This is a genomic window from Pseudomonas entomophila (assembly GCF_013523125.1).
In the GTDB taxonomy this organism is placed as follows: Bacteria; Pseudomonadota; Gammaproteobacteria; order Pseudomonadales; family Pseudomonadaceae; genus Aquipseudomonas; species Aquipseudomonas entomophila_B.
In genome coordinates this window covers 1-26,289 of sequence record NZ_JAAMQJ010000024.1, presented here as the reverse complement: position 1 = coordinate 26,289, position 26,289 = coordinate 1, and the positions used below count along the sequence as shown (strand labels likewise).

Below are 26,289 nucleotides of genomic sequence, written 5' to 3'. Positions count from 1 at the left end.
CAACCGCCGTAACAGCTTCAAATGCCCCTGTCGCTCAGCGCCCACTAGAGTAGTCCAGCCACCGCGACGGCCCACCGTCCAGGCGTGACAAAAGGTATCGGCCCCGCCGTACCTCACCCGCCGGGTCGGCCACCGTCGTCCGCTTCACTACACCAGCAAGGAGCTTCCCGCATGCAAGGACAACGCGGCATCACCCTGATCGAATTGATGATCGTCGTGGCGATCATCGGCATCCTCGCCACCATTGCCGTGCCCCTGTACACCGACCACCAGTCCCGCACCAAGGCTGCCGCCGGCCTGATGGAGATCGCCGCCCTCAAGACCCCGATGGAGCTGCGCCTGGCCCAGGGGCAGGACGTGTCCGACGCGGCCAGTCTGGGCGGGCAGGACACCACCGCCCACTGCACCATCACCGCGACGGGCAACGCCGCCGCCGGGACCGCGACGCTCAGCTGCACGCTGATCGAGGGGCCTGGCAACGTGACGGGCAAGGCGTTGACCTTGAGCCGTAGTGCTGCTGGCTGGCGCTGCACGACCACGCTGGAGGCGGACTATGCGCCGAAGGGGTGTACGGGAACGTGAAGGGGGTAGGGGAGGGGAAATAATCGAGGGGGAACAAGCATTTGCGTAAACGGGCCGGGAGTGGTAGGTTTGCCTCCACGCCGGTGTAGCTCAGTCGGTAGAGCAGCGCACTCGTAACGCGAAGGTCGCAGGTTCGATTCCTGTCTCCGGCACCAGTTCAGGTTCCAGTGAAGGCTATCAATATCTCTGGAGTCCCCGTAAAAACCCGCCCTCTGGCGGGTTTTTACGTTATGGCGTTCCGTCGGATTCCGACAGCTGCCAGCCGGTCCAGGCTTCGTCTGAGCGTTCGTAACGCTCTGCCATCACACAGAATCCATTGCCGCAGATGGCCGAAAGCTCTGCAAAGCCTCAGGCCATCAGGGGTCCGTATCAGGTTTCCTGAAATGTCGTACAGAACCGCGACGGCGCTCAGGTCCGGCAAGCCCCGCAGGCCATCTTCACAGGACGCAACCTGCAGCGCTGTGCCAAACTCCCCGCACCCTGAACGGACATGCAAGGAAGACCCATGTCAGAAGAAGCCTTCGAACACCTGCTGGACACGTCCATGGACGCACTGATGGACAAGCAGCAAGCGCTGCACGATCAATACGCTTTGGGCGACATGGCGCGCTGGTCGCTCGATCAGGAGACGGCCACCGTGCAGTTCTTCGACGAGCAGGACCGCCTGGCCGTCGAAGGGCAGATCCTCAACATCGGCTCGTTCTCACCCGCACGTTCGAGCTGGAAGTGGGCCTGGAGCAACCCCTCGATACCTGAGCCGCTGCGGGAGCGCGCGCTGGTGTTGAAGGAGCTGGAAGCGAGTACAGGCATGGACTTCTTCGGCGCCGAGGAGGCGCTCAGCCTGGAGGACGAATCCATGGCCTGGCAGCTGGCGGCCATCGCCGTGCAGCACCTGGGCGCGCTGGGCTGCTATCGGGCGGCATCGTCGGGTGATGCGCCTACCGTGTTCCTCGCTATCACCGAGCTCAAGCACGTCAGTCACTGACAGCAGCACAACGCATGACACGGCTGTGCCCGTGGGCGCGGGTGGATCCGCTCCTGCCCGGAGCGGTAGCCTGACGACGACCGCACGCGCCGGCGTCTTGCGACAGGTCCACAAACGCAGCACACCACATGACGATTCCTTCACACACCCAAACGAACACCCCCCGCCGCGCCCCTGTCTCTACTCCATCGATCGCTTCCTCCCCTTCGCACCAGGAGTTTTCATGGCAAAGATCAACATGGCCCAGCAACTGGCCTCGACCCTCGAGCAGGCCGGTATCAAACGGATTTGGGGCCTCACCGGCGACAGCCTCAACGGCCTGACCGACGCCCTGCGAAGCATGGACAGCATCGAGTGGATGCACGTGCGCCACGAGGAAGTCGCGGCCTTCGCCGCCGGTGCCGAGGCGGCGGTGACTGGGGAGTTGACGGTGTGCGCAGGCAGCTGTGGGCCGGGTAACCTGCACCTGATCAATGGCCTGTTCGACTGCCACCGCAACCGGGTACCGGTGCTGGCCATCGCCGCGCAAATCCCCTCGTCGGAGATCGGCCTGAACTACTTCCAGGAAACCCACCCGCAGGAGCTGTTCAAGGAGTGCAGCCACTTCATCGAGTTGGTCAGCAACCCGGCGCAGATGCCGCAGGTGCTGCACCGGGCCATGCGCTCGGCCATTCTCAATCGCGGTGTGGCGGTGGTGGTGATTCCCGGTGACGTGTCGTTGCTGGAGGTCGAGGAAAAGCCGGCGGCCTGGCCGGCGTTGCAGCAGCCGCGCATCTTGCCCACGGAGGTCGACCTGCAGCGCCTCACCGATGTGCTGGAAGACAGCCACAAGGTGACCCTGCTGTGCGGCAGCGGCTGCGCGGGGGCCCATGACCAGGTGGTGGCCCTGGCCGATGCGCTCGGCGCGCCGGTGGTCCATGCGCTGCGCGGCAAGGAGCACGTGGAGTGGAACAACCCCTTCGATGTCGGCATGACGGGGTTGATCGGCTTCAGCTCCGGCTACCACGCGATGCTGGGCTGCGACACGCTGGTGATGTTGGGCACCGACTTCCCGTACCGGCAGTTCTTCCCGAGCGACGCCAAGATCGTGCAGATCGACCGTGACCCGCAAGCGCTGGGGCGACGCGCCACCCTGTCGCTGGGCATCGCCGCCGATGTCGGCGAAACCCTCACCGCCTTGCTGCCACGCCTGACGCGCAAGACCGATCGCCGCTTCCTGGACGGCGCGCTGAAAGCCTACGGCAAGGCCCGCGAGGGGCTGGACGATCTGGCGGTGCCGTCCAAGGGCGACCGGCCGATCCATCCGCAATACGTCACACGCCTGCTCAGCGAGCTGGCCAGCGAAGACGCGATCTTCACCGCCGACGTCGGTTCGCCCACCGTCTGGGCTGCGCGTTACCTGAAGATGAACGGGCAGCGCCGCCTGGTCGGCTCGTTCAACCACGGCTCGATGGCCAATGCCATGCCACAGGCCATGGGCGCGCAGGCTGCCTTCCCGGGTCGCCAGGTCATCTCGATGAGTGGCGACGGGGGCTTCAGCATGCTGATGGGGGATTTCATCTCGCTCGCGCAACTGCAATTGCCCGTGAAGGTGATCGTGTTCAACAACGCTTCACTGGGGTTCGTCGCCATGGAAATGAAGGCGGCGGGCTACCTCGACACCGGCACCGAGCTGCGCAACCCCGATTTCGCCGCCATGTCCAACGCGATGGGCATCCTGGGGATTCGCGTAGAACGCTCGGAAGATTTGGAAGATGCCCTGCGCGGTGCACTCGCGCACGATGGCCCCGTGCTGGTCGACGTGGTCACTGCCTCTCAGGAGTTGGTCATGCCACCGGCGATCAAGCTGGAGCAGGCCAAAGGCTTCAGCCTATACATGCTCAAGGCGGTGATGAGCGGGCGCGGTGACGAGGTGTTGGACTTGGCGAAGACCAATCTTCTGCGCTAGTGGCTTTACGTGTCCGGTGGGCGACTGGCGCGCATGCTGCACTTTTTGGTCCGCATACGGTTTCTGAAAGTGCTACGCATGCGCACTCTATTCGCTGTCTTTTCTGCAAAGGCAGCGACAGCGCCGATCGGGCCCTAATGTCTGCTTCTAAGTGTCCCTCCGCATGCCCGTCAGGGCAAATCGAGGTGCCCAGAACCTGGGGTCGACATCTCGATGTCATGCAGGGCTGGCTAAGCGCGTGACGTTTCAGGCACCAGGGCTACTCAGGCTGGGAGTCATGCTACAAGGCCTTACCTGAAAGCGAGCGCCGAATCGGGATCAGTAAGTAAGCGTGAGCGCGATGCGCTCACTTCTTCTTTTTAGGTTTCGAGTTTTGCGCGCGAGACCATTGAGGGATCGCGCGTATCATGAACGCATCGAACATTGGGACCGTGAAGGCAGTGTCGCCATGCGCCGGGCTCCAGATCATTCCTTTCTTGATCAGGCCGCTTCTTAACGGGCCCATTCTCTCTACCGTGCTCCCGAGCATATCGGCGATCAAGCCTGATCGGTGCGGGCCCGCTCCAAGCTCCGCCATGGCACGTAAATAGTCCTGCTCTCGAGGTGTCAGCCGGTCAAAACGAACTCGGAAGAAGCTTCTGTCAAGCGCTTCGGTAGCCGCTGTGCCTGCTTTATCAACGTCGGCCTTCGTGATCGGTGAAGCCAGCGCCACGTTCCAGGAGTGCTTTCCCCATTCTTGAATAAAATAAGGATAGCCTTGAGTGACGTTAGCGATTTGCTCAATGGCGCCCTCTTCAATTTCGGCATGCTCATCTGAAATGGGCTCTCGTATGGCCACCGCGACGGCCTCGGTTTTTAAGGGACCTATACCTGGGTAGTCAAACAGTCGTTCTGCATACGATTTGGCGTCCCCTGCTAGCGCTGCAACCTGCGGTAGCCCGGCGCCAAACAGGACAAGGGGAAGGCTTTTCTGGGAAATACGGTGCAGTGCAACAATTAAAGCGCGGAGATCCTCTTGGGATAGGTATTGAACCTCATCTACCAAAATAGCCACACTGGAACCCGCGGCTTTGGCAGCTGCGCCAACGGCTAGAAGCAGCTCTGGCAAATCCACCTCAAGATTGCCACTGTCGGCGGTGGGGACCTCTGCAACTTCTATCTCTACTTCGCCGATGGAAACTTTGAAGGCGCTTGCAAAACCTCGAAGCGCGTGAATGGCATTTTCGGCCAATGCCTTGGCCCCGGCGATCTTGCTCAGGCGGATCAGGACGGCTTTGAGAGCAGGTGCCAGAAAATGAGCAAGCCTCTGATCTTCCGGAGCTTCCAGCATCACCACGTGATAGCCAAGCCCCTCCGCCACATCACTAATCTTGTTCAGAAGTACCGTCTTGCCAACGCCACGTAGGCCAAGGAGCATCTGACTTTTCTCAGGACGACCTTTGCGAATTCTGTGCAGTGCAACCTTCGCGTTTTCAATGATTTCGTCCCTGCCTGCGAGTTCTGGCGGTGGGGCGCCAGCACCTGGAGAGAATGGGTTACTCAGACGATCCATAGCTTGGCCTCCAACCAATTTGAAAGAGCTTAGGCAATCTTACTAATCTATTTCAATATTAGGAAGCCGAGCGGTTGTTTCAAGGTGGCGCCTTTGTCTGTGTGCAGGGGGTGAGGTTACGGCGTCCGTAAGCAGGCACCAGCGGTGGAGCGAGCAAGAAGAGCGATCCGTATGGACAGTCCCTACCTCACGCCGACAACCACTGCGTCCCCACCACCGCCTCGACACCTTCACGCCCCAGCCGCTGGCTCCCTTGCATCACCACCTCGCCAATCACTATCACCGCCGGCGCCTTGAGGTCGAACGCCAGGGCCGCCGCCTGCATGCCGCTCACATCGCTGAAACACACCCGCTGCTGCGGCAAGGAGGCATTCTCGATCATCGCCACGGGCGTCTCACCGGCCATCCCTCCGGCCAGCAACTCGCGCCGCACGTCTTCCAGCTTCGCCACGCCCATGTACACCACCAGGGTGGTCCCGCTCTGCGCCAGTGCCTGCCAGTTCAAGGCGCTGTCATCGTCGGTGTGTGCCGTCACCAGGGTCACTCCGCGGGCGACCCCGCGCAAGGTCAGGGGGATGTCGCACTGGGTGGCGCCTGCCAGCCCGGCCGTGATGCCGTTGACCAGTTCCACGTCGACACCGTGATCCCTCAACCACTCGGCCTCTTCGCTGCCGCGGCCGAAGATGCAGGGATCGCCGCCTTTCAGGCGCACCACGCATTTGCCCTGGCGGGCATAGCGCAGCATCAGCCGGTGAATGAACGCCTGCGGCGTGGAGCGGCAGCCGCCGCGTTTGCCCACGGCGATGACTTTCGCGGCGGGGCAGTGCTCGAGCACGGCGGGGTTGACCAGGCTGTCGATCATCACCACGTCGGCGCTGCGCAGGGCGCGCACGGCCTTGAGGGTCAGGAGCTCGGGGTCGCCGGGGCCGGCGCCGACCAACCAGACTTTTGCGTTCATGGGGTGTACCTCATCAGGGAAGCGGACCGTCGGGTGCGGTGTGCGGTTAGGGGTGTTCATGCGTGCAGCAGCCAGATCAACAGCAGCCCATTGGCCAGCAGCGACCCCAGGGCCAGGGTGCGCCACACCTTCAAGGGCGCGCGCTCCAGCAAGGGGCGTGGACGTGGGCTGGGTTGGTCTTCCCCGTGTTGCAGCGCCAGTTGCCATTCTTCGGCGGTTTCGAAGCGTTCAGCCGGCTCGAGGGCCAGCGCTTTATCGAGGATGTGCACCAGCCATTCGGGCAGGTCGGGGCGGTAGCGGCTGGCGGGCACGGGGGTACCGAAGCGTGGGCGCTGGAAGGCCTCGATCTCGCCATGGGGGTAGTGCCCGGTCAGCAGGACATACAGGGTCACACCGGCGCTGTAGAGATCCTGGGCCACGCTCGGCTCGGCACCTGCGTAGGCTTCCGGGGCGATGTAGCTGGGCGTGCCGGGCAGCTCGCCTGCGGTGTGGGTGGACAGGCCCGGGCAGTAGGCCAGGCCGAAATCCAGGATGCGCAGGCCGCCGTCGTCCTCGAGCAGCAGGTTATCGGGCGTGATGTCGCGGTGCAGGATGTTGCGCCGGTGCAGCATGCCCAGCGCCCGTAGCAGGCGCAGGGCGATGTCCAGGCCTTGGGCCAGGCTCAGCGTGCCGTGCTGACGGTGGTGCTCGGCCAGGGTGACGCCGGGGTGCTCGCGCATCAGGTAGTAGAGGTGCTGCCGCTCGCTGGCGGCATGCACCTCGGGGAAATGGCGCCCGGCCACGCGGCGCAGGAACCACTCTTCCTGGAGCAGGCGCTGGCCGGCCTCGCTGTCGCCATCGCAGTGCAGGGGCAGGGTTTTCAGCAGCCAGGGTTGCCCTTGGGCATCGCGGACGCGGTACAGCAGGGACTGCCGGGTGTGGCCCAGCAGTGCTTCGACCTGCCAGCCCTCGAAGCGTTGGCCAGGTTTCAAGGCTGGCGGCAGCGGCCACTGCTGCACCTGGTCGAGGGCGTCGCCCAGGCTGGCTTCGCCGATATCGTCGATGCGCACCAGCACGGCGCTGGCGTTGTCCTGGCTGCCGGCCAGGTGGGCGGCCGTGACCAGCGTCTGGGTGGCCTGTTGCAAATCGGGTTCGTCGCGCAGCACGCCGGCGATCGACGCTTCGCCCAGGGTCGCCCAGACGCCGTCGCTGACCAGCAGGAACCCTTCGCCTGCGCGCAGTTCGCCTTCGCGGTAGTCCACCACCAGGTGCTGCTCCAGACCCATGGCACGCTTGAGCACGTGCTGCATGCCCGGCTGGCGCCAGACGTGGTCTTCGCTCAGGCGCTGCAGGTGCCCATCGTGCCAGCGGTACACCCGGCAATCGCCAATGTGCGCCAGGGTAAAGCGCCGGCCACGCAGCACCAGTGCGCTGAGGGTGGTCAGCAAGGGCTGGTCGCCGCCGTTGGCGTGCAGCCAGCGGTTCTGCGCGAGCAGCAGGCGGTCCAGCGCCTGGGCCACGCCCCAGGTCTGCGGGGTGGCGTAGTAATCGTGGGCCAGGGCCTGCACCGTGGCGCGCGCGGCCAGCCCCCCGTCGGCGCACTGGCTGACGCCGTCGGCCAGGGCGAACAGGTAGCCCTTGCTGGCGGCGAGCGACGCGGCCGGGCTGACCAGGCGCGTGGCGTCCTGGTTCTCGGCGCGTGGCCCGCTGGCGCTGCTGTGCGCGTAGCTCAGGCGCAAGGGCATGGCGGCAGCTCAGACCCGCGCGGCGGTGAAGGCCGCCGAGCCCCAGGTGGTTCTCCAGCGGCGCTTGACGGCGCACAGTCCGAACCAGGCCACCACGCCAAGGCTGGCGAACAGCCACAGGCCCAGCTGATAGTCGCCGGTGCTCTGCTTGATGGCGCCCAGGCCCGCAGCCAGGAGGAAGCCGCCGATGCCGCCGGCCATGCCGATCAGGCCGGTCATCACGCCGATTTCGCGGTTGAAGCGTTGCGGCACCAGCTGGAACACCGCGCCGTTGCCGGCGCCCAGGCCGAGCATGGCGCTGACGAACAGAGCCAGTGCGGCAATGGAGCTGGACAGGTGCATGCCCACCGCCGCGATGCACACGGCCGCCACGGCGTACATGCCGAGCAGCGTACGGATGCCGCCGAACCGGTCCGCCAGGGCGCCGCCCAGCGGGCGCATCAGGCTGCCGCCGAACACGCAGGCGGCGGTGTAGTAGCCGGCGGTCACCGGGCTCAGGTCGTATTGGTCGTGGAAGTAGCCGGGCAGGGCGCTGGCCAGGCCGATAAAGCCGCCGAAGGTCACGCTGTAGAAGAACATGAACCACCAGCTGTCGCGGTCGGCCAGGGCCTTGACGTAGTCGGCCATGGATTTGGCCTTGCTGCGGTTGGGGGCGTTTTTCGCCAGCAGGGCGAACACGATCAGCGTCAGCACCAGCGGGATCAGCGCCAGGCCGAACACCTGGGTCCAGCCGAAAGCGGCGGCCAGTACCGGCGCGGCCAGGGCGGCCAGCACGGTGCCGGAGTTGCCGGCGCCAGCGATGCCCATGGCCTTGCCCTGGTGCTCGGCGGGGTACCACTGCGAAGCCAGCGGCAGCGCCACGGCGAACGAGGCCCCGGCCATGCCCAGGCACACGCCGAGCAGCAAGGCGTGCCCGTAGCTGTGGATGCCGAGCTGCCAGGCCGCCAGCAACGAGACGATGACGATCACCTGGCCGATGAGGCCGGCCGTCTTGGGCGACAGCTGATCGGCCAGCAGGCCCATGACGAAGCGCAGGATCGCCCCGGCCAGAATGGGCGTGGCCACCATGAAGCCGCGTTGCTGGGTGGTCAATTGCAGGTCGGTGGCGATCTGCACCGCCATGGGGCCGAGCAGGTACCAGACCATGAAGCTCAGGTCGAAGTACAGGAACGCGGCGAATAGCGTGGGGGTGTGCCCGGCTTTCCAGAAACTGTTGTTCATTCCAGCACCTCATCTGCAAAAGGGTTGTGTGCTTGCAGGTGGGCGAGCCCTCACGGCTGCTCCACCGCCTCGTGGCGCGAGGCCAGAAACGCAAAGACGTCGCCATGCCGGATCCGCTTTCGCGAATGGGCATGCGACGTCTTTGTCGGGGTGGGCAACCGCCGTTGGCTACCTGTGAGAAGGTAAAAGCAGGTTGTGTGCCAAAGGCGGTGAGGCGCACGATGGTCGGCAATGTCCAGCGTCGTTCATCCATGACCACGCTGGAGTGAAATCGGCTGCCATGGACCTTGTGTGTGCGGGCTGAGCCATTGTGTCTGTGGGCGTTGGCTTGCCAACGATGGGCCTAATCAGTCACCGCTTGCATCGTGGGCAAGCCACACACAGGTGATCGAGATTGCCTGTGCCACTGCGGCGGACATGGGCGGCCCCTGCCGAGGCACCGGACCGACCGCGATACCACTAAGCGACCGCCTCCGTACAGGCGAACCGAGCATCGCGCGTGCCCAGAATGAGGCCATCGCTGCTGCATTGCGGTGCACCCTGGGCGACGGTGTGCTCAGGGATGGCCCGAACGCCCCACCCCATCAAGTCAGCAACTCGTTCATGGCAATGATCTGCTCGGCCACCTGAATCAGCTTCTGCTGCCGACTCATGGCCTGGCGCCGCATCAGCGTGTAGGCCTCTTCCTCGCCGCAGCTTTTCATCTTCATCAGCATGCCCTTGGCCAGCTCGATGCGCTTGCGTTCGGCCAGTTGCTGGTCGCGGGCGTGGAGCTGCGAGCGCAGCACCTGATCGCTCTCGAAGCGCGCCATGGCCACGTCCAGGATCGGCTGCAGTCGCTGGGCGTGGATGCCTTCGACGATGTAGGCGCTGACGCCCGCCCTGATCGCCTGGCGCATCACCCCCGGATCGTGCTCGTCGGTGAACATGACGATGGGCCGGGGCTGGTCGCGGGTCACGATGACCACCTGCTCCATCACATCGCGGCTGGGCGATTCGGTGTCGATCAGCACCACGTCCGGGCGCACGGCTTCGACCCGCGCGGGCAGGTCGATGGTCAGGCCCGATTCGTCGATGACCTCGAAGCCCGCTTCGCTCAATGCGCTGCGCAGGCGGCCGCCCGTTCTGGAGGTGTCGTTGATCAGCAGAATGCGCAGCATCTAGGCCTCCAGTGACCGAACGTGACGGGCGTGCAAGGCGAAGCCACTGGCGTAGGCGACCGGGTTCGTGCCGTCCCAGACGCTGCCGTCCAGCAATCGCGAACGGCGCAGAGGACTGGCGGGTACGGCGATGCCCAGGTCGCTCGCGGCCTCGCGGTACAGGCCAAGCTGTTGGACCCGACGGGCCACGGTCAGGTAATCCGGATCGTCGCGCAGCAGGCCCCAGCGGCGGAACTGGGTCATGAACCACATGCCGTCGGAGAGGTAAGGGAAGTTCGCCGCGCCACGGTTGTGGAAACTCAGTGGGTGGTCGTCCTGCCACGACGTGCCCAGGCCATCGTCGTACAGGCCCATGAAGCGTGGCTCGAGGCTGGCCAGCGGCACGTTCAGGTACTCGTGGCCGCTCATGAGGTGGGCGGTGCTGCTGCGGTTTTCCGGGCTGGCCTCGATGAAGCGGCTGGCTTCCAGCACCGCCTTGAGCAGGGCGCGGGCGGTGTTGGGGTACTGCTCGACGAAGGCCCGCGTGCAGGCCAGCACCTTTTCCGGATGGTCGGGCCAGATCGACTGGCTGGTGGCGACCGTGCAGCCCTGGCCCAGCGCCACGGCATGGGCGCTCCACGGCTCGCCCGCGCAGAAGCCGTCGATGCGGGCGGCCTGCAGGTGCGCGAGCATCTGCGGCGGTGGCACCACCACGCTGTTCACGTCGTGCAGCGGGTGAATGCCCTGGCTGGCGAGCCAGTAGTACAGCCACAGGGCGTGGCTGCCGGTGGGAAAGGTGTGGGCGAACGTGAGCGTCTGGCCAGCCGTCGCGGCGTGTTGCCTGAGCGCGGCGGGGTGCGTGATCCCGGCCTCCTTGAGCGCCTGGGACAGGTTGATGCTCTGGCCATTCTGGTTCAGCCCCATCAGCACGGCCATGTCGGTGGCCGGCGCGCCGCCGATGCCGAGTTCCAGGGCGTAGACCATGCCGTACAAGGCGTGCGCCGCATCCAGCTCGCCGCTCGACAGCTTGTCGGCGACGCCGGCCCAGGAGGTTTGCCGGTGCAGGTTGAGAGTGAGCCCATAGGGTTGGGCAAAGCCCTGGGTGGCGGCGACCACCACCGAGGCGGCATCGCTGAGCGGCATGAAGCCGATGTTCAGCACGCGCTTTTCCGGGGCGTCGCTACCGGCGACCCAGGCCGTGGAGCGGCAGGGGATAAGGTCTTTACTGTTATCGCTCACATCGTGATTCCCGATCCGTGTCGCTGGAAAAAGGCCCGACGGGTCGATGCCTGATCATTGCCCATGCAGGTGGCCGACGCCTCGGCCCGGCCAGTCCCACCGGTCTTCAGTACACATCGCGCAGGTACCGGCGCGTCTTGCTCATGTCGCTGACGTAGAGCGTGGCGGCAGCGCTGCTCATCTTGCCGTGGCGCTGCACGATCGCCTTGAGTGCAGCGTCGACATCCTTGGCCATGCGCGCGGCATCGCCACACACGCACACCTGGGCGCCTTGCTCCAGCCATTGCCACAGCTCGGCGCCGGCCTCGAGCAGGCGGTGTTGCACGTAGACCTTCTCGTCCTGGTCGCGGGAAAACGCCGTCTCCAGCCGCTGCAACACCCCGTTGCGCTGCCACTCACGCAGTTCCTCGCGGTAGTAGAAGTCGGTGCGCGCCCGCTGCTCGCCGAAGAACAGCCAGTTGCGAGTGGCGCCCTGCGCCTGCCGTTCCTGCAAGAACGCTCGAAACGGTGCAATACCGGTGCCAGGCCCGATCATGATCAACGGTGTATCGGGATTCGCCGGCGGATGGAAGTGCGCGGAGGGTTGCAGGTAGAGGCGCACGCCTTGTTCGCTGGCGCGGTCGGCCAGAAAGGTCGAACACACACCGCCCCGCGCCTGGCCTTCGTGTTGGTAGCGCACGATGGCGACGGTCAGGTGCACCTCATCGGGCGTGAGGGCCGGGCTGGAGCTGATCGAATACAGCCGTGGTTGCAGCGGCTTGAGCAGGCGCACCCAATGGTCTGCGTCCAGCTTCAGGGGGAATTCACGGAGCAGGGTGGGCAACTGCCGGCCCCATAGCCAGGCCTGCAAGGTAGCGTGCTGATCTGCTTCGAGCAGCGCACGCAGCCGCTCGTTACCGCGCTCGGCCGCCACCCGGTTCAGCAGGTCCGGGCTGATGCGGGCGATTTCCAGGTGCTCGCCCAAGGCGACCCGCAAGGGCATGGGCGGCTGCAGGTCGAGCTGTACCGGGGTGTTGCCGTCCAGGCCAAGCGTGCTCAGCACGTCTTCCACCAGCTCGGGTGAATTGATGGGCCAGACGCCCAGCGCATCGCCCGCCCGGTAGGGGAAATGATGGCCGGCCAGGTCGAACGACAGATGACGGGTTTCCTTCTCGGCGCCGTCGGCATTGAGCCGGCGATTGCTGAGCACTCGGGTGTGCAGCGGTTGGGCGCGGGTGTAGGGGTTGCGACCGGCATCGGCCTGCGCGGGGGAAGGCGACTGGGCCGTGATAGCCACCGCGGGCGTTCCGGTGTCCAGCTTGCCGCACAGCTCGGCCAGCCAGCCTTCAGCGGGGGCTTCATAGTCCGGCTCGCACTCCAGGCGCGGCTGGATACGGTCCGCGCCCAGGGCCGCCAGGCGCTCGTCGAGCCTGCGCCCGAAGCCGCAGAACTGCCGGTAGCTGGAGTCGCCCAGCGCCAGCACGCCGAAACGGCTGCTGCGCAGGCTGTCGGGCGCGGCATCCGACAGCGTGTGCCAGAAGTCGACGGCGTTGTCCGGCGGCTCGCCATCGCCGAAGGTGCTGGCGACCAGCACCACGCCCGCAGCGCTGCGCAATTGCCCAAGTTCGACGCTGTCCATGGCCTGCACGCGGGTGCGCTGGCCGGCGCTGCCCAGGCGTTGGGCGCACAGGGCGGCGAGGTGTTCGCCATTGCCCGTCTGCGAGGCCCAGAGCACCAGCCATTCGGCACTCGGCGTCTGGGTGAGAGCGCCAGTGCCGGGGCCGTCCGCACGGGAGAACACGCCGGCGAGCACACCGTTGAGCAACAGGCGCCGCTGCGCGTCGAAGGGCGCCTGCTCGGGCAGCGTCGGCACGCCCGCCTGTGGGCCTTCGACGCTGCGCAGACCGATCAGATAACCACGCAGGTACGCCTGCTCGTCAGCGCTCAACACAAGCGGGGCAGCCTCGTGCAGGTTCAGCAGCCGTGCGACACCGTCGACTTGTGCCGGCGTAAACGCTTTCGCGGCCGCATCGGCCAGAGGAACTGGGTCCTGCAAGACGAAAGACGCTGCCTCCTGCCCCGCACGGGACGTCGCTTTTCGCCCGGCGACGGCTGCCACCGCCTGCCCGGCGAACGCTGCCGTGCCCGTTTCAGCCTCGGCCACTGCCTGCAACGCCACCGCGCAGTACTTGAACGCCGGCTGCAACGACAACGGATCGACCGCATCGCTGGTCACGGCATTGACCGCCAGCCCGTCGCCGAACACATCGTTCCAGTGAAAGGGCGCAAAGCAATTGCCTGGCCGTACCCGATCACTGACCACCGCCGGCAGCACCGCCATGCCCCGTCGCGAGCGCACCTGCACCGGCTTGCCCGGCACAAGGCCCAGCCGCTCGGCGTCCGTGGGGTGGACCTCGATGAAGGGCCCCGGGTTGAGCCGGTTCAGCGCCGGCACCTTGCCGGTCTTGGTCAGGGTGTGCCACTGGTGCTGGACGCGGCCGGTGTTGAGCACCAGCGGGAATTCGTCGTCGGGCAGCTCGGCGGGCGGCAGGTGCGGCCGGGCGAAGAACTGCGCCTTGCCGCTGGGTGTGGGAAACACCAGTGCCGGGCGCCCATGGGCGGGATCGGCCTGAACGTAGCGAATCGGATTGCGCACTGCCGCATCCGCTGGCGTGCAGGGCCATTGCAGCGGCTGCTCGCGCAGGCGCGCATGGCTGGCGCCGCGCAGGTCGTAGCCGGTCTTGGGGTTGGCCGTACGCTTGATCTCTTCGAAGACCTGCGCGGCGTCGGTGTAGCTGAACGCGTCCGTATAGCCCATGGCACAGGCGACGCGGGCGATGATCTGCCAGTCCGGCATGGCCTCCCCCGGTGGCTGGACGGCTTGCTGGGTCAGGGTCAGGTTGCGCTCGGAGTTGATCATCACCCCTTCGGCTTCGGCCCACAGCGCGCCGGGCAGCAGAATGTCGGCGTAGCGGTTGGTTTCGGTGTCCAGAAAGGCTTCCTGGGTGATCACCAGCTCGGCCTTGCGCAGCCCGTCGATCACCTGCTGACGGTTGGGCACACTGGCCACCGGGTTGGTGCAGATGATCCAGCAGGCCTTGATGCGGCCCGCGGCCATGGCCTGGAACAGGTCCACGGTGCCGTTGCCGCCGTCGGCGCGCAGGCTGCCCGCTTCCATGCCCCACAGCTGCTCGATGAAGGCGCGATCCTCGGCCACCAGCGCCGAGCGCTGGCCCGGCAGGCCCGGCCCCATGTAGCCCATCTCGCGACCGCCCATGGCGTTGGGCTGGCCGGTCAACGAGAACGGGCCGCTGCCGGTGCGGCAGATAGCGCCAGTCGCCAGGTGCAGGTTGCACAGTGCGTTGGTGTGCCAGGTGCCTTGCACGCTTTGGTTCAGGCCCATGGTCCAGCAGCTCATCCAGTTGGCCGCTTCGCCGATCCAGCGCGCCGTCGTGTGGATATCCGCCTCGGCCAGGCCCGTGACCTGCGCCACGTACTCGGGGGTGTAGGCCTCCAGGAAGTCTTCCATCACCTCCCAGCCTTCGGTGAAGTCGGCGATGAAGGCCGGATCGGTCAGGCCGTCTTTCACCAGCAGGTGCAGCAGTCCGTTGAGCAAGGCCAGGTCGGTGCCGGGGGTGATCTGCAGGTACAGGTCGGCCTTGTCCGCGGTCGCGGTGCGCCGTGGATCGACGACGATCAGCCTGGCCCCGGCCTTGAGCCGGTCCAGCAGGCGCAGGAACAGCACCGGGTGACAGTCGGCCATGTTCGCGCCGATCACCAGGAATACATCGCTGTGCTCGATGTCGTCGTAGGCGCCGGGCGGGCCGTCGGCACCGAGCGACAGTTTGTAGCCGCTGCCGGCGCTGGCCATGCACAGCCGTGAGTTGGATTCGATATGGCGGCTGCGGATGAAGCCCTTGGTCAGCTTGTTGGCCAGGTACTGCGCTTCCAGCGACATCTGCCCGCTGACGTACAGGGCGACGGCATCGGCGCCGTGCTCGTCGATGATGTCGCGCAGGCGGCTGGCCGTGGCCTGGATGGCCTGGTCGATGCCGACGCGCACCGGGTCGCGGCTGCGTTCCTCGCGCACGAAGGCATGCTTCATGCGCCCGGCATCGGCCACCGGCAGGGCGCAGGTGCTGCCCTTGGTGCACAGGCGCCCGGCATTGCTCGGGTGCTGCTTGTCGCCCGAGACCTTGACGATCAGGTCGTGCTCCACCTGCATGACGATGCCGCAGCCCACCCCACAGTAAGGGCATACGCTGCGGACGGTCTTGCCGGATTCATGAAGGGTGTCGGTCATGGCGGTGCTCTCGTGCGCAAACGACAAAGGCGCCCTGCGGCTTCAGCGTTTTTCAACGGAAGCTGCACGGCGCCTTTGTCGTGAGGTGTTGCCTGGATGGACAGCCATCGTCGTTGACGGCGTTTGCCTAGGCATAGCAATGGCTGGGCCAACACAGGAGCGAGGCGCGGACAGACGCCGCGCCACTGCGTTCTCGCGCAGCAAGGCTCTGACGGGCGGGGCGTGTGCTGAGGACGGTCAGCGCATCGCGCTGGGGCAGCCCTGGCACATGTGCACCGTTTTGGAACGTGACAGGCGCTGGAGCCGATACGCTTCGAAATCCCGCGCCCGCCCCAGGCACAAGCCTTACAGGCCGCTTTGCACGTTTTGGCACAACCGCTGCATAGGGGTTAGGCAACCGCTGCGCAGTGCCAGCGGATCCCTTTTACGATCAACGGCGATCGTTCGGCCCTGGCGGCCAAGGAACAATGACTGCGTCGGGCCCACGGGCCGGCAGCGAGAACAGGCAATGGCGCCTGGAACCTTCTGGTTCCAGGCGTTTTTTTTGCTTCGAAACAACCGGATCGGCTTCGAAAGGTGGCCCATGAACAGCGAATTGGCGAGTGATCTGCACAACCTCGTGGTAATCGGCAACGGCATGGTCGGCCATCACTGCGTCGAGCAGTTGGTGCAGGGCGGGGCCCTGAGCCGCTACCGGATCCACGTGTTCAGCGAAGAACCGCTGCGCGCCTACGACCGTGTGCACCTGTCCGAGTACTTCGGCGGACGCGATGCCGAGTCCCTGGCCTTGGGCGATGCCGCGCTCTACCAACAGGCGGGCGTGATCTTGCACCTGGGCGTGCCGGTACTGGAGATCGACCGGGCGCGCCAGGAGGTCATCACCGCCCAGGGGTGTGTGCCTTATGCCTACCTGGTCATGGCCACCGGCTCCTATCCGTTCGTACCCCCCATCGAAGGAGCGGCTGGCGATTCGCGTCTGGTCTACCGCACCCTGGCCGACCTCGACACTATTCGCGCCGCCGCCAACAACGCCCGGCGCGGTGTGGTGGTCGGTGGCGGCCTGCTCGGGCTGGAGGCGGCCAACGCGCTGCGCAGCCTGGGCCTGGAAGCCCACGTGGTGGAGTTCGCCCCGCGCCTGATGCCGGTGCAGCTGGACGAGGCGGGCGGTGTGGCGCTCAAGGCGCGCATCGAAGCGCTGGGCGTGCACGTGCACCTGTCGCGCAGCACCCAGTCGATCACCCCAGGCGAGCACTACCGTTACCGCATGAATTTCGCCGACGACGAATCCCTTGAAACCGACCTGGTGGTGTTCTCGGCCGGCATCCGCCCGCAGGACGCCCTCGGCAAGGCCTGCGGCCTCGAGCTGGGTGCCCGGGGCGGCATCGCCATCGACAGCGACTGCCGCAGCAGCGATCCGCACATTTCGGCCATCGGCGAGTGCGCCGCCTGGAACGGCAGCGTGTTCGGCCTGGTGGCGCCAGGTTACCGGATGGCCCGCAGCGTGGCCGCGCAACTGTGTGGTCTTGAACATGAGTCGTTCGCCGGTGCCGACCTGTCCACCAAGCTCAAGCTGCTGGGCGTCGATGTCGGCTCCATCGGCGATGCCCAGGGCGCCAGCGCTGGCTCGCGCAGCTACCGGTTCATCGACGAAGCCACGGCCAGTTACCGGCGCCTGGTGGTGTCGGCCGACGGCAAGCAGGCCATCGGCGCCGTGCTGGTGGGCGACAACCGCTATTACGACACGCTGCTGCAATACATCCAGAACGGCATCGCACTGCCGGCCGACCCGGCGTCGCTGATCGTGCCCCAAGGCGAAGCGGCACCCGCGCTGGGCGTGGACTCGCTGCCCGCCACCGCCACCCTTTGCTCGTGCCACAACGTCAGCAAGGGCGCGATCTGCAGCGCCATCGACGGCGGCTGCACGGACCTTGCCGGCATCAAGTGCCAGACCAAGGCCGGCAGCGGTTGCGGCGGGTGCACAGGGCTGCTCAAGCAAGTGTTCGAGCATGAGTTGACGGCCCGTGGCGTCACGGTCGACAAAAGCCTGTGCGAGCACTTCGCCTACACCCGGCAGGAGTTGTATTCGCTGGTGCGCGTCGAACGCATCGAGACCTTCGACGAACTGCTGGCCCGCCATGGCAAGGGTCACTTGGGCTGCGACCTCTGCAAGCCCGTGGTCGGCTCGATCCTGGCCTCGTGCTGGAACCGACCGATCATGGAGCCATGGCTGGTGCCGCTGCAGGACACCAACGACACGTTCATGGCCAACATGCAGAAGAACGGCACCTATTCGGTGGTGCCGCGCATTCCCGGCGGTGAAATCACCCCCGACGGGCTGATCGCCATCGGCGCGGTCGCCAAGAAGTACGCCCTCTACACCAAGATCACCGGTGGCCAGCGTATCGACTTGTTCGGCGCCCAGTTGCACGAGCTGCCGGACATCTGGGCCGAACTCATCGCGGCCGGCTTCGAAACCGGTCATGCCTACGGCAAATCGACGCGCACGGTGAAAAGTTGCGTCGGCAGCACCTGGTGCCGTTACGGCGTGCAAGACAGCGTGCGGATGGCCCTGCGCATCGAAGAGCGCTACAAGGGGCTGCGTGCGCCGCACAAGCTCAAGTTTGCCGTGTCCGGCTGCACCCGAGAATGCGCCGAGGCCCAGAGCAAGGACGTCGGCGTGATCGCCACCGAAAAGGGCTGGAACCTCTACGTCAGCGGTAACGGCGGCATGCGCCCGCGCCACGCCGAGCTGTTCGCCACCGACCTGGACGACGAGACCCTGATCCGCTACATCGACCGCTTCCTGATGCTGTACATCCGCACCGCCGACAAGCTGCAACGCACTTCGGTATGGCGCGAGAGCCTGGAGGGCGGCCTGGACTACCTCAAGGCGGTGGTGATCGACGACAGCCTGGGCTTGGCGGCCGAACTCGAGGCGCAGATGCAACTGGTGGTCGAGCGTTATGAGTGCGAATGGGCCAATGCCCTGAACGACCCGGAAAAGCTCAAGCGCTTCCGCACCTTCGTCAATGCCGCTGGCGCGGACCCGGACGTGCGCTTCGTCACGGAACGCGGCCAGCGCCGCCCGGCGCGCGCGCAAGACATGAACCTGATCGATGCAGCGGAGGTGGTGTGATGAGTGGTTCGAACGCAGTACGGGTCGATACCGGTAGCCGCTGGAACAGGGTGTGCGGGCGCAATGACCTGGTCGCCCATTCGGGTGTGGTCGCCTTGCTGGACGGCAGCCAGGTCGCCTTGTTCTACCTGCCTGAGGAACAGGGCGAGGGGCGGGTGTTCGCTCTGGAAAACCGCGATCCGCGGTCGGGGGCCAACGTCATCGGTCGCGGCTTGATCGGCAGTCTGTCGGGCAAGCTGGTGGTCGCCGCGCCGTTGTACAAACAGCATTTCGGCCTGGAAGACGGGGCGTGCCTGGAAATGCCCTCGGAACGCCTGCGGGTCTGGCCTGCGCGGCTGCGGGGCGATGACGTGGAGGTCGAGGCCGCAGTGGCTGGGCTGTGAAGGGCACGGAGGGGCCGGCTGCCAAGCCGTCCCGGTTTTTCCACGCCGAGCACCTTCCTGGTCGATCGACAAGGGCTGAGCGGCGGACAAGGGCCTCGGCACGTGACGCGGGGCGGCTCAGTAGCCCGTCAGGATGGTCGTGATCACCCCGGTCGCGATGGCCACCAGTACGTAGTCGCCATTGATCCGCAACCAGCGATGGTCAGGTGGCGGCGCCGAGAGCTGGCGAGTGCGCCAGTCGGTGACCCAGTAACGATCATCGCGGTATCGAGGCTCCACGACATGCCCACGCTGCCACTGCTGGTGTGGGATCGGCATGTCGGCCTGGGGGCGGAAATGGGCATCGCGGTAAGCGGGATGGCCACCGTTGCCTGTACGACCGGCGTGGTCGGGCTGTCGCTGTGCGGGGCTGGGCTGACCGTGAGGAGCCTGTGACGCATGCCCAGGCTGTTGGGCGCGGCCCTGTTGCGGCCCGCCCGGACCCGCGTCCGGTCCACCACCCGGTTGCGCGAAGCTCGCCAGTGGCATGCCGAGCATCAGCGTCGTGTACAGCAGGGTCAGGTGCTTTTTCATCGGATCTACCTTTCAGAATTCAAATGCGCCGCTTGGGGTCGGTGACTTGCCTGTGGGCAGGCGAGACGCGAGGGCGGGCTCGGTAGATCAGACCATGGCGGTGTGTCAGGTGTCGGCAATCTGAGGTAAAGGTTGGGTAAAGCCAGGCCGGTGCCCTGGCAGAGGTCGTACAGCTTGAACTGCATTGCGGATCCGACAGGCCGATGCAGTCCTTTGGAAGTCGGCTTGCCGACGATGCAGGCGATGATTGGGCAGGACGCTATCGCGGCCAAGTGCGCCCTACCATACCGTGTCAGTCTGCACCCTCTGCGGTGTGATGACGGGTGTGGGAGCCGGCTTGCCGGCGATGAGGTGTGGTCATGCACCGCCTCTCGTCGAGAAGGGCGCCATTGCCGGTGGGCACTGGAAACCAGCAAGCCTATCATCGCCCCACGCCTCTCCTTTCCCATCACTCAGATGGACTGTGCCTTCCGTGCTCGACGCCGTGTTGAATAGACCTGCCAGCGATTCATCTGGTCAAACTGTTGGACGAGGGTCAGATTCCGCACACAAAAACCGGTAGCCACCACCGCATAAAGTTCACCGACCTCATGGCTTACAAAACGAGTCGCCACAAGGCGAGCCAGACCACCATGGAAGAATTGGCTGCGCAAGCCCAAGCATTCGACATGGGGTATCAATGAAGCGCTCACCCTTCACCGTCGTCTACGAGGCCTGTGTACTGTATCCGGCCCCTTTACGTGATCTGCTGATGCCCCTTGCTCTGACGGGCGTCTATCGCGCGCGTTGGTTCTTGCGGGAGATGGGGCGAGCGCCTGGTGATGAACAGCGGGTGACGAAACGTTAGGGGAGGGTGGGCGCAGTCGCGACGGGAGGTCGACGTGGGGCTTCGTCAGCCGAGGAAAGTATCCGTCTCTGGGTGCGTAGCTTGTCAGCATGGGGTAACGGCTGTATCGCAGACAAGCCATCTTTCGTGGAAAATAAATTATGTTTCGATTTTAAAGTAGATAAATCAGAGGATTTTGTGGGCCCTTCGGCTATGCCCGAGCTGAATAGACCCATGCAGCGCTAGCGCCGACGGTTGCAGCTCAAGTCCGCTCCAGTCCCTCGACACTCAGGCGCATCTGCCCAGTCACCCACTCCAGAAACGCCCCGCACTTACCATCTTCCCTGAACGGTTTGGGCGACAACAAGCAGTACCTTGACCCGTCGCGGCTGAACCCGAAGGGCGCGATCAGTTGGCCGGACTTGAGCTCATCCTGAACCATCAGGGCCGAAGACAGGCTAACGCCTAGTCCTGAAGCAGCGGCCTGGATACACAGATAGAAATGTTCGTAATTCAGCCTCGTCGAGTCGGGTATAGAAATGCCTTGCGCGCGCATCCAGCTCTCCCACGCTTGCGGTCGCGTTTTGCTATGCAGCAACGCCAAGCCATCCAGTTGACATGCATTCTGCCAGTATGACGGGAGGCACACAGGGCCTACCCACTCTTCGCAGATTGTTTCCGCGTGGACTGAAGCATCACGGTAAAAGTCATCTCGTCTGATTGCCACGTCCGCACCCGAGCGACGGAAATCGATAGGTCCGCCTGCCGTAAGCAATTGTACTTGTAGGTGAGGGTAGGCCGCCTGAAAGTCAGGCAAGCGTGGGATGAGCCATTTCATCGCGATCGTAGGCTCGCAGGAGACCACCAGTGTCTCTTCTCGGGATTCGCGTTGTAGCGCACACACCGTTTTTTCCAATTGCTCGAAGAATGGGCCTGTGAGGCTATACAGCTGTCTTCCTGCATCGTTCAGAAACACAGCGCGGTTGCGCCGTTCGAACAGGTCGAATCCGAGGGTGTCCTCCAACTGCCTGACCTGGCGACTGACCGCGCCGTGAGTCACATGGAGAAGTCGAGCGGCCTGGACGAAATTCTGGGTGCGTGCGGCCACGGTAAAAAAGTGGAAGGCCGTGAGGGCAGGCAGCTTCATAGGCGATGAATCCTCACACAAATCAGCGTATATAAATCGATTTTCTTGAGCGCCACAAGCGACCATGCTCTGGCTGGATCGCGACTCAATGGTGAATCAGGAGGATATCGATGAAAACGAGGGACCGCGTCATTTCCCAAGACACGCTCGACCATGTCTACTTTTCAAGTCAGCACAGTCTGCAGTATCTGTGCGAAAACATCGCCCGTAATGATTGTGCGTTCCTGCCCTCTCGCCAAGTGATGGGACTGCTCAGCGCGATCGATCCAAACGCTATCGCCAGTTGGGCTGCCTTTCAGCGCAGTTGGGATCGGTTGGAACAGGACGCCTTCATGCGTGATGGGGGCACCTATCGGTTTCGTCGTCATGCGACCTATAGCGTTGCACCGGGCCAAACCTCCGCACGGCAAGAGCCTCATCAACCTCACTATCAGCGTCTGGAGTACAACCGTCTCAATGGAGGCGTTAGTCGGGAGTTTGCTCCGGTTGAATCACAGATGCTCCAAAACAAGCTGCTGATAGCCACACTTGAGCTTTGCTGCACACTATTTGGTCGAATGGCGCCTTTCTTCGCCTGGCACGTCGAAGTCCATCAATTTCGAATTTACGCTTCGCAACGCGAGGTATCACCCACCCCGGAAGGCGTGCATCGGGATGGGGTCAACTTCATCTTCATGATGATGGTGAACCGAGTCAACGTGATCAATGGTGAGACTCGTCTCTACGATCACAATGGACGGCTTTTGCGCCAGCATCTGCTCGCCAGCGAAATGGAAGCCGCCATCGTCAACGATGAACACGTCATGCATGGCGTAACGCCGATCTTGCAACTCGACCCCGAACAGCCTGCGTTCCGGGATGTCTTGGTGGTCACGTTCAAGAAGCGCTGAACAGACACACGGCGGGCTGAACACGTACCGCGAGGGAATCATCCATGAACGAATTGATCGCCGTGGCGACCATCACACTCCTGGCCGTGATCAGCCCTGGTCCGGACTTCGCGATGGTTACACGTACCAGCTACACCTACGGACGGCGCAATGGGTTGCTGGCGGCCTTCGGCATCGGCTGCGGCGTGCAGGTGCACGTGTGCTACACCGTCTTCGGCGTGGCGCTGCTCATTACCCATTCACCGGCCTTGTTCATGGGCATGAAGCTGCTGGGAGCAGGTTACCTGATGTATCTGGGCTGGAAGTCACTCATGAGCCAGTCATCGTTGAAACTGGATAGGTCGAAAGGGCCATGCCCTTCGGCAGGTCAATCGTTCGGCCTGGGGTTTTTCACCAATGCGTTGAACCCCAAGACCATGTTGTTCGTCGTCGCTACTTACAGCCAGGTCGTCCAGAACACACCGTCATCGAGCGCCAATGTGGCGTATGGACTATTCATGTCGGCGGCCCATTGGATCTGGTTTAGCCTGGTTGCACTGTTCTTTTCGACCGAAGCTCTACGACAGCGCCTGCTTGCCAGGCAAGGCGTCATCGACAAGATGATCGGCTCTGCGTTGATCGGGTTAGGGGTCATGCTGGTACTGCCAGGCGTTGGTCGCTGATGTCAAACTCAGGCAAGCTGGCCTGTATCGATCTGGAAGGGGTGCTGATTCCTGAACTCTGGCCGAGGGTTGCGGCATTGACGGGCATACGGGCATTGGCGACAACCACGCGAGAGGTGTTGGACTACAACGCCCTGATGTGCCAACGCATCGCGTTGCTGCGCGAGCATGGTCTTGCGTTGAGTGCTGTGCAACACCTCGTCGAGACGGTCCAGCCGTTCCCCGACTCGGCAGCGTTCTTGCGCACGCTTGCGGCCAAGGGGTATGAGGTCATCCTGATCTCCGATTGCTTCCGGGAACTGGCGGCGCCCATGCTTCGGTCATTGGGTAACCCTGCCATCGCGTGCCATCGCTTGCTGACGGACTGTGAGGGGTTCATTTCTGGCTGCGACTACTTCCCTCGCAGAGGCAAAGAGACGCATGTGGAACATGCTTTGGCCAAGGGGCTGCACGTGGTGGCAGTGGGCGATGCCTTCAATGACGTGGCAATGCTTCGGCAAGCCAGCCAAGGGTTCTTGATCAACCCATCCCAGGCGACGTTGGAGGCCGTGCCGGATGTGCGGGCAGTCCGAAGTCTTGGAGAGATTTTGAATGCGGTGATATGAGCCTTGGCGCTGTTCGGCACGACGCATGACAAGCAAGACGGCCTCCCTAGTAATCTGAAGCATCGCACTAGTCACAGCTCGAGAAAGGGTCAGCCAAGCCAAGCGCTGGACCATGGCCCCGTCCTTGCTGATGATGCATGTGGGCTTGGCGCGCTGGCAACGCGCTTCTTGCATATGGCTATGACCAGAGCGAGACAAGCGGTAGAGTTCGTGCATGGATCGCCAACGTGCGTGGCTGTCCAGCCGCACCCGGCCCCCTCGAACGTACATCCGTGACCAGCAGATCGTACAGGGCGGCTGGATTGCTCATGCGTATGCGTTCTTGCGTCGTACCCCAGGAAGCCTCCACTCACGAGCCTCACCATGACCACTTCGACCCGCACCCCTGCAAAACCAGGCCTCTACCAACTCCACATTGCCCTGGCGGACAGTGATCCGCTGATCTGGCGTCGCGTGATCGTGCCGCAGACCATCACGTTGGCTCGCCTGCACCTCGTCATCCAGGTCGCCATGGGCTGGGAAAACGCTCACCTGCACCAATACCTGATCAATGGCGTCTGGTACGGCGTTCCTGACCCGGACGGCGAGAGCACGATCAAGTCCCAGGCGCGGCGCTCGCTGGTCAAGACACTGGGCACGGAAACCACCTTCCGCTACCTCTACGACCTCGGCGACAGCTGGGACCATGTGGTGACGGTGGAGGAGGTGGTCCCGCGCAGCAAATACCGCAACTTGCCTACCTGCATTGCGGGGGGAAACGCCTGCCCACCAGAGGACATCGGTGGCCTGGGTGGGTACGAGATGATGCTCGAAGCGCTTGGTGACCCTCAGCACCCGGAGCATGGCCTGTTCAGGGAGTACTTCCCGTACGGGTTCGACCCACAGGATTTTTCACAACGCGACACGAACTTCTGGCTGAAAGGGCTCGAGGTGTGATGACTGCCTAGAAGGCCAGGCGCATGCGCTGCACTTGGTCCTGTACACCGCCTGGCAGCACGCAGGTGTTCAGGTCCTGCACCCAGGCGAATTCGACCTTGTGGTAAAGCGCCAAGGCGGCCTGGTTGGACTTGAGCACCGTCAGTTCGATACCGGTGAAGCCGATGTGGCGCGCATGGTTCATGACGGCTTCGAGCAGCGCCGCACCATGGCCGTGTCGGCGAAACTCGCGCTTGACCTGCATGCCCAGCAGACCCATCTGCGGGTCGCTCTGGGGGCGACAGAAGCTGTCCGGGAAGGCCTCGGCCGAACCGACGATCTGCCCGTTCTGAACGGCCACGTAGACGGGCCAGTCGTGCTGCTCCACGGCGACCAGGGCGCGCTCGATGGCCTGGATCGGCGGCGCCTGGGTCGAGACTGAGAACAGCCCCTCGCCACTCACCTCGGCGAACAGCGCATGGAAACCCGCGAGGTCGCTGGCGTGAATCTTCCTGATGTTCATGTGTTTCCGTACCGTGCGGATGTTCAGTTACGCATCATGCTCGGCCAGGGTACGGTGCAGAAGATCGCAGGTATTGATCTGTGACACGGTTATCACTTTGATCGATTCCATAAGGGCTGCATGCGGCCAAGTTGGGCGCCGGTCTGTGGGGGCAGGACGCCGCGTGATGGAGCATCCCATTTCGCGTATTCACGCACCTGCCTGCTGAGGCCGTGTCATTCTTCTAAACAGTCGTCGAGCGTCAGCTCGCCCAACTGCGACAGCAGGGTCAGGTGTTCGATGGCCTGGGTTTTCTCCAGGTACTTGAGCTTGGCCGCCCCGCCGAGCAGGATGGCCGGGCAGAAGCCGTACATCTCATCGCTGCGCAGCGTGCCGAATTGCGCCTTCGCGCTGTCGAACAGGCCGTTGAAATCGTTTTCCTCGGGCGTCACGGAGTGCAGGAAGCGTTGCAGTTCGCGGCTCCATTCGTCTCGGGGAATGTCCATGTTGTGAACCATGAACGTCGACGAACAGCTGTCGATGGTCAGATGCAGTCCGCTCTCTTCGCCCCAGAGGTAAAGGTCCCCGAACGCGCTGCGTGCAAACGTGTGGTACGTATCGAGGTGGGACAGGGGGTGGCCCTCTAACCAAGACTCCACGACGCCTGCGTACGCCTGCGGATCAACCAGCCAGAACAGACCGTCGCCATAGCCGCACCAGCCGTAATCACGCCAATGGTCCAACAACAGGCCAGGCAGCTTGTCCTTGTAGTCTTCTAACCGCGAGGCGGGAACGGCTTGCCGGTCGAAGGGCTCACCGAAGTGGGCGAGGCAGTGGTTGAGTGTGGTGGTCATAGTGTCAGTCCTTGAGGGTTTAGGGGGTGTGGAAAAGGTGTAAGCGCTCCATGAACCCCACATTCAAAACGTTCAGCTGATCACCGATGCTGTGCTCCCGATTTCCTTCTGGAGCCCGCACACCATGATGCGTCCCGACGCCAAAGTCGAAAAGGTTTACCTCTAT

The 26,289-nt window shown here is 64.1% G+C and carries 20 protein-coding genes, 1 tRNA gene and 2 pseudogenes; 12 read left to right on the top strand and 11 right to left on the bottom strand.

All coding sequences use genetic code 11. The features are described 5' to 3' along the window. Positions 1 to 171 precede the first annotated feature (171 nt). The 4 genes from G7007_RS13605 to poxB all read left to right on the top strand — a co-directional run bounded on the left by G7007_RS13605 (position 172) and on the right by poxB (position 3,515). Positions 172 to 582, top strand: coding sequence for a pilin (locus tag G7007_RS13605; protein WP_181102481.1), 411 nt, complete (start codon positions 172 to 174; stop codon positions 580 to 582). Between the two features lie 79 nt (positions 583 to 661). After that, positions 662 to 737 (top strand) — tRNA-Thr (locus G7007_RS13600). Positions 738 to 1,087: 350 nt separating this feature from the next. After that, on the top strand, positions 1,088 to 1,567 hold the full coding sequence (locus tag G7007_RS13595; protein WP_181102479.1) for a DUF6882 domain-containing protein: 480 nt from the start codon (positions 1,088 to 1,090) through the stop codon (positions 1,565 to 1,567). A 223-nt stretch (positions 1,568 to 1,790) separates the two neighbouring features. Beyond that, on the top strand, positions 1,791 to 3,515 hold the full coding sequence (gene poxB / locus G7007_RS13590) for a ubiquinone-dependent pyruvate dehydrogenase (RefSeq protein WP_219859083.1): 1,725 nt from the start codon (positions 1,791 to 1,793) through the stop codon (positions 3,513 to 3,515). 346 nt (positions 3,516 to 3,861) lie between these two features. Here the strand turns inward: poxB and G7007_RS13585 are convergent, their stop codons facing one another. From G7007_RS13585 to G7007_RS13555, 7 genes are all read right to left on the bottom strand, one after another. Then, a complete protein-coding gene (locus G7007_RS13585; RefSeq protein ID WP_181102477.1) occupies positions 3,862 to 5,067 on the bottom strand; it encodes an ATP-binding protein in 1,206 nt (401 codons plus the stop codon). A 187-nt stretch (positions 5,068 to 5,254) separates the two neighbouring features. After that, a complete protein-coding gene (gene cobA, locus G7007_RS13580; protein WP_181102475.1) occupies positions 5,255 to 6,025 on the bottom strand; it encodes a uroporphyrinogen-III C-methyltransferase in 771 nt (256 codons plus the stop codon). A gap of 56 nt (positions 6,026 to 6,081) precedes the next feature. Beyond that, the gene (locus tag G7007_RS13575; RefSeq protein ID WP_181102474.1) at positions 6,082 to 7,749 is read right to left on the bottom strand and encodes a bifunctional protein-serine/threonine kinase/phosphatase; all 1,668 of its coding nucleotides are present in this window, start codon (positions 7,747 to 7,749) and stop codon (positions 6,082 to 6,084) included. A gap of 9 nt (positions 7,750 to 7,758) precedes the next feature. Next, entirely contained in the window at positions 7,759 to 8,970 is a 1,212-nt protein-coding gene (locus G7007_RS13570; protein ID WP_181102472.1) for a nitrate/nitrite transporter, read from the bottom strand. A 584-nt stretch (positions 8,971 to 9,554) separates the two neighbouring features. Then, a complete protein-coding gene (locus G7007_RS13565) occupies positions 9,555 to 10,130 on the bottom strand; it encodes an ANTAR domain-containing response regulator (RefSeq protein WP_181102471.1) in 576 nt (191 codons plus the stop codon). Beyond that, the gene (locus G7007_RS13560; protein ID WP_375139495.1) at positions 10,131 to 11,348 is read right to left on the bottom strand and encodes a CmpA/NrtA family ABC transporter substrate-binding protein; all 1,218 of its coding nucleotides are present in this window, start codon (positions 11,346 to 11,348) and stop codon (positions 10,131 to 10,133) included. 106 nt (positions 11,349 to 11,454) lie between these two features. Then, a complete protein-coding gene (locus G7007_RS13555; protein ID WP_181102469.1) occupies positions 11,455 to 15,630 on the bottom strand; it encodes a bifunctional nitrate reductase/sulfite reductase flavoprotein subunit alpha in 4,176 nt (1,391 codons plus the stop codon). 583 nt (positions 15,631 to 16,213) lie between these two features. Here G7007_RS13555 and nirB point away from each other — a divergent pair. Then, on the top strand, positions 16,214 to 18,766 hold the full coding sequence (gene nirB, locus G7007_RS13550; RefSeq protein ID WP_181102467.1) for a nitrite reductase large subunit NirB: 2,553 nt from the start codon (positions 16,214 to 16,216) through the stop codon (positions 18,764 to 18,766). Further along, positions 18,766 to 19,149 carry a nitrite reductase small subunit NirD gene (gene nirD / locus G7007_RS13545; RefSeq protein ID WP_181102466.1) on the top strand — a complete coding sequence of 128 codons (384 nt, stop codon included), beginning with the start codon at positions 18,766 to 18,768 and terminating at the stop codon, positions 19,147 to 19,149. The genes nirB and nirD overlap by 1 nt, the downstream gene beginning before the upstream one ends. Before the next feature lie 117 nt (positions 19,150 to 19,266). Here the strand turns inward: nirD and G7007_RS13540 are convergent, their stop codons facing one another. Next, positions 19,267 to 19,722 (bottom strand): RcnB family protein, encoded by a 456-nt coding sequence (locus G7007_RS13540; RefSeq protein ID WP_181102464.1) that lies wholly within the window; start codon positions 19,720 to 19,722, stop codon positions 19,267 to 19,269. A 509-nt stretch (positions 19,723 to 20,231) separates the two neighbouring features. On the opposite strand from G7007_RS13540, the pseudogene G7007_RS13535 reads away from it, so the two are divergent. Further along, positions 20,232 to 20,405, top strand: a pseudogene (locus G7007_RS13535) (excisionase family DNA-binding protein); the annotation flags it as partial. Further along, a pseudogene (locus tag G7007_RS22005) lies at positions 20,402 to 20,512 on the top strand (PIN domain-containing protein); the annotation flags it as partial. The pseudogenes G7007_RS13535 and G7007_RS22005, both read left to right, overlap by 4 nt. Positions 20,513 to 20,810: 298 nt before the next feature. On the opposite strand, the gene G7007_RS13530 reads toward G7007_RS22005, so the two are convergent. Beyond that, positions 20,811 to 21,695, bottom strand: coding sequence for a LysR substrate-binding domain-containing protein (locus tag G7007_RS13530; protein ID WP_181102462.1), 885 nt, complete (start codon positions 21,693 to 21,695; stop codon positions 20,811 to 20,813). A 110-nt stretch (positions 21,696 to 21,805) separates the two neighbouring features. Here G7007_RS13530 and G7007_RS13525 point away from each other — a divergent pair, with 110 nt between their 5' ends. From G7007_RS13525 to G7007_RS13510, 4 genes are all read left to right on the top strand, one after another. Next, entirely contained in the window at positions 21,806 to 22,585 is a 780-nt protein-coding gene (locus G7007_RS13525; RefSeq protein WP_181102460.1) for a 2OG-Fe dioxygenase family protein, read from the top strand. Positions 22,586 to 22,629: 44 nt separating this feature from the next. Beyond that, the gene (locus G7007_RS13520; RefSeq protein ID WP_181102458.1) at positions 22,630 to 23,247 is read left to right on the top strand and encodes a LysE family translocator; all 618 of its coding nucleotides are present in this window, start codon (positions 22,630 to 22,632) and stop codon (positions 23,245 to 23,247) included. Then, on the top strand, positions 23,247 to 23,852 hold the full coding sequence (gene thrH / locus G7007_RS13515; RefSeq protein ID WP_181102456.1) for a bifunctional phosphoserine phosphatase/homoserine phosphotransferase ThrH: 606 nt from the start codon (positions 23,247 to 23,249) through the stop codon (positions 23,850 to 23,852). The genes G7007_RS13520 and thrH overlap by 1 nt, the downstream gene beginning before the upstream one ends. 363 nt (positions 23,853 to 24,215) lie before the next feature. Further along, the gene (locus G7007_RS13510; RefSeq protein WP_181102454.1) at positions 24,216 to 24,788 is read left to right on the top strand and encodes a plasmid pRiA4b ORF-3 family protein; all 573 of its coding nucleotides are present in this window, start codon (positions 24,216 to 24,218) and stop codon (positions 24,786 to 24,788) included. Between the two features lie 7 nt (positions 24,789 to 24,795). On the opposite strand, the gene G7007_RS13505 is transcribed toward G7007_RS13510, so the two are convergent. Further along, a complete protein-coding gene (locus G7007_RS13505; protein ID WP_181102453.1) occupies positions 24,796 to 25,290 on the bottom strand; it encodes a GNAT family N-acetyltransferase in 495 nt (164 codons plus the stop codon). 215 nt (positions 25,291 to 25,505) lie between these two features. Continuing rightward, positions 25,506 to 26,123, bottom strand: a complete 618-nt coding sequence (locus tag G7007_RS13500) for a GAD-like domain-containing protein (protein ID WP_181102451.1) — start codon at positions 26,121 to 26,123, stop codon at positions 25,506 to 25,508. Positions 26,124 to 26,289 lie beyond the last annotated feature (166 nt).

Coding starts and splice junctions, on each gene's coding strand:
- G7007_RS13605 (WP_181102481.1), top strand. CDS start 172: ATGCAAGGACAACGCGGCATCACCCTGATCGAATTGATGATCGTCGTG.
- G7007_RS13595 (WP_181102479.1), top strand. CDS start 1,088: ATGTCAGAAGAAGCCTTCGAACACCTGCTGGACACGTCCATGGACGCA.
- poxB (WP_219859083.1), top strand. CDS start 1,791: ATGGCAAAGATCAACATGGCCCAGCAACTGGCCTCGACCCTCGAGCAG.
- G7007_RS13585 (WP_181102477.1), bottom strand. CDS start 5,067: ATGGATCGTCTGAGTAACCCATTCTCTCCAGGTGCTGGCGCCCCACCG.
- cobA (WP_181102475.1), bottom strand. CDS start 6,025: ATGAACGCAAAAGTCTGGTTGGTCGGCGCCGGCCCCGGCGACCCCGAG.
- G7007_RS13575 (WP_181102474.1), bottom strand. CDS start 7,749: ATGCCCTTGCGCCTGAGCTACGCGCACAGCAGCGCCAGCGGGCCACGC.
- G7007_RS13570 (WP_181102472.1), bottom strand. CDS start 8,970: ATGAACAACAGTTTCTGGAAAGCCGGGCACACCCCCACGCTATTCGCC.
- G7007_RS13565 (WP_181102471.1), bottom strand. CDS start 10,130: ATGCTGCGCATTCTGCTGATCAACGACACCTCCAGAACGGGCGGCCGC.
- G7007_RS13555 (WP_181102469.1), bottom strand. CDS start 15,630: ATGACCGACACCCTTCATGAATCCGGCAAGACCGTCCGCAGCGTATGC.
- nirB (WP_181102467.1), top strand. CDS start 16,214: ATGAACAGCGAATTGGCGAGTGATCTGCACAACCTCGTGGTAATCGGC.
- nirD (WP_181102466.1), top strand. CDS start 18,766: ATGAGTGGTTCGAACGCAGTACGGGTCGATACCGGTAGCCGCTGGAAC.
- G7007_RS13540 (WP_181102464.1), bottom strand. CDS start 19,722: ATGAAAAAGCACCTGACCCTGCTGTACACGACGCTGATGCTCGGCATG.
- G7007_RS13530 (WP_181102462.1), bottom strand. CDS start 21,695: ATGAAGCTGCCTGCCCTCACGGCCTTCCACTTTTTTACCGTGGCCGCA.
- G7007_RS13525 (WP_181102460.1), top strand. CDS start 21,806: ATGAAAACGAGGGACCGCGTCATTTCCCAAGACACGCTCGACCATGTC.
- G7007_RS13520 (WP_181102458.1), top strand. CDS start 22,630: ATGAACGAATTGATCGCCGTGGCGACCATCACACTCCTGGCCGTGATC.
- thrH (WP_181102456.1), top strand. CDS start 23,247: ATGTCAAACTCAGGCAAGCTGGCCTGTATCGATCTGGAAGGGGTGCTG.
- G7007_RS13510 (WP_181102454.1), top strand. CDS start 24,216: ATGACCACTTCGACCCGCACCCCTGCAAAACCAGGCCTCTACCAACTC.
- G7007_RS13505 (WP_181102453.1), bottom strand. CDS start 25,290: ATGAACATCAGGAAGATTCACGCCAGCGACCTCGCGGGTTTCCATGCG.
- G7007_RS13500 (WP_181102451.1), bottom strand. CDS start 26,123: ATGACCACCACACTCAACCACTGCCTCGCCCACTTCGGTGAGCCCTTC.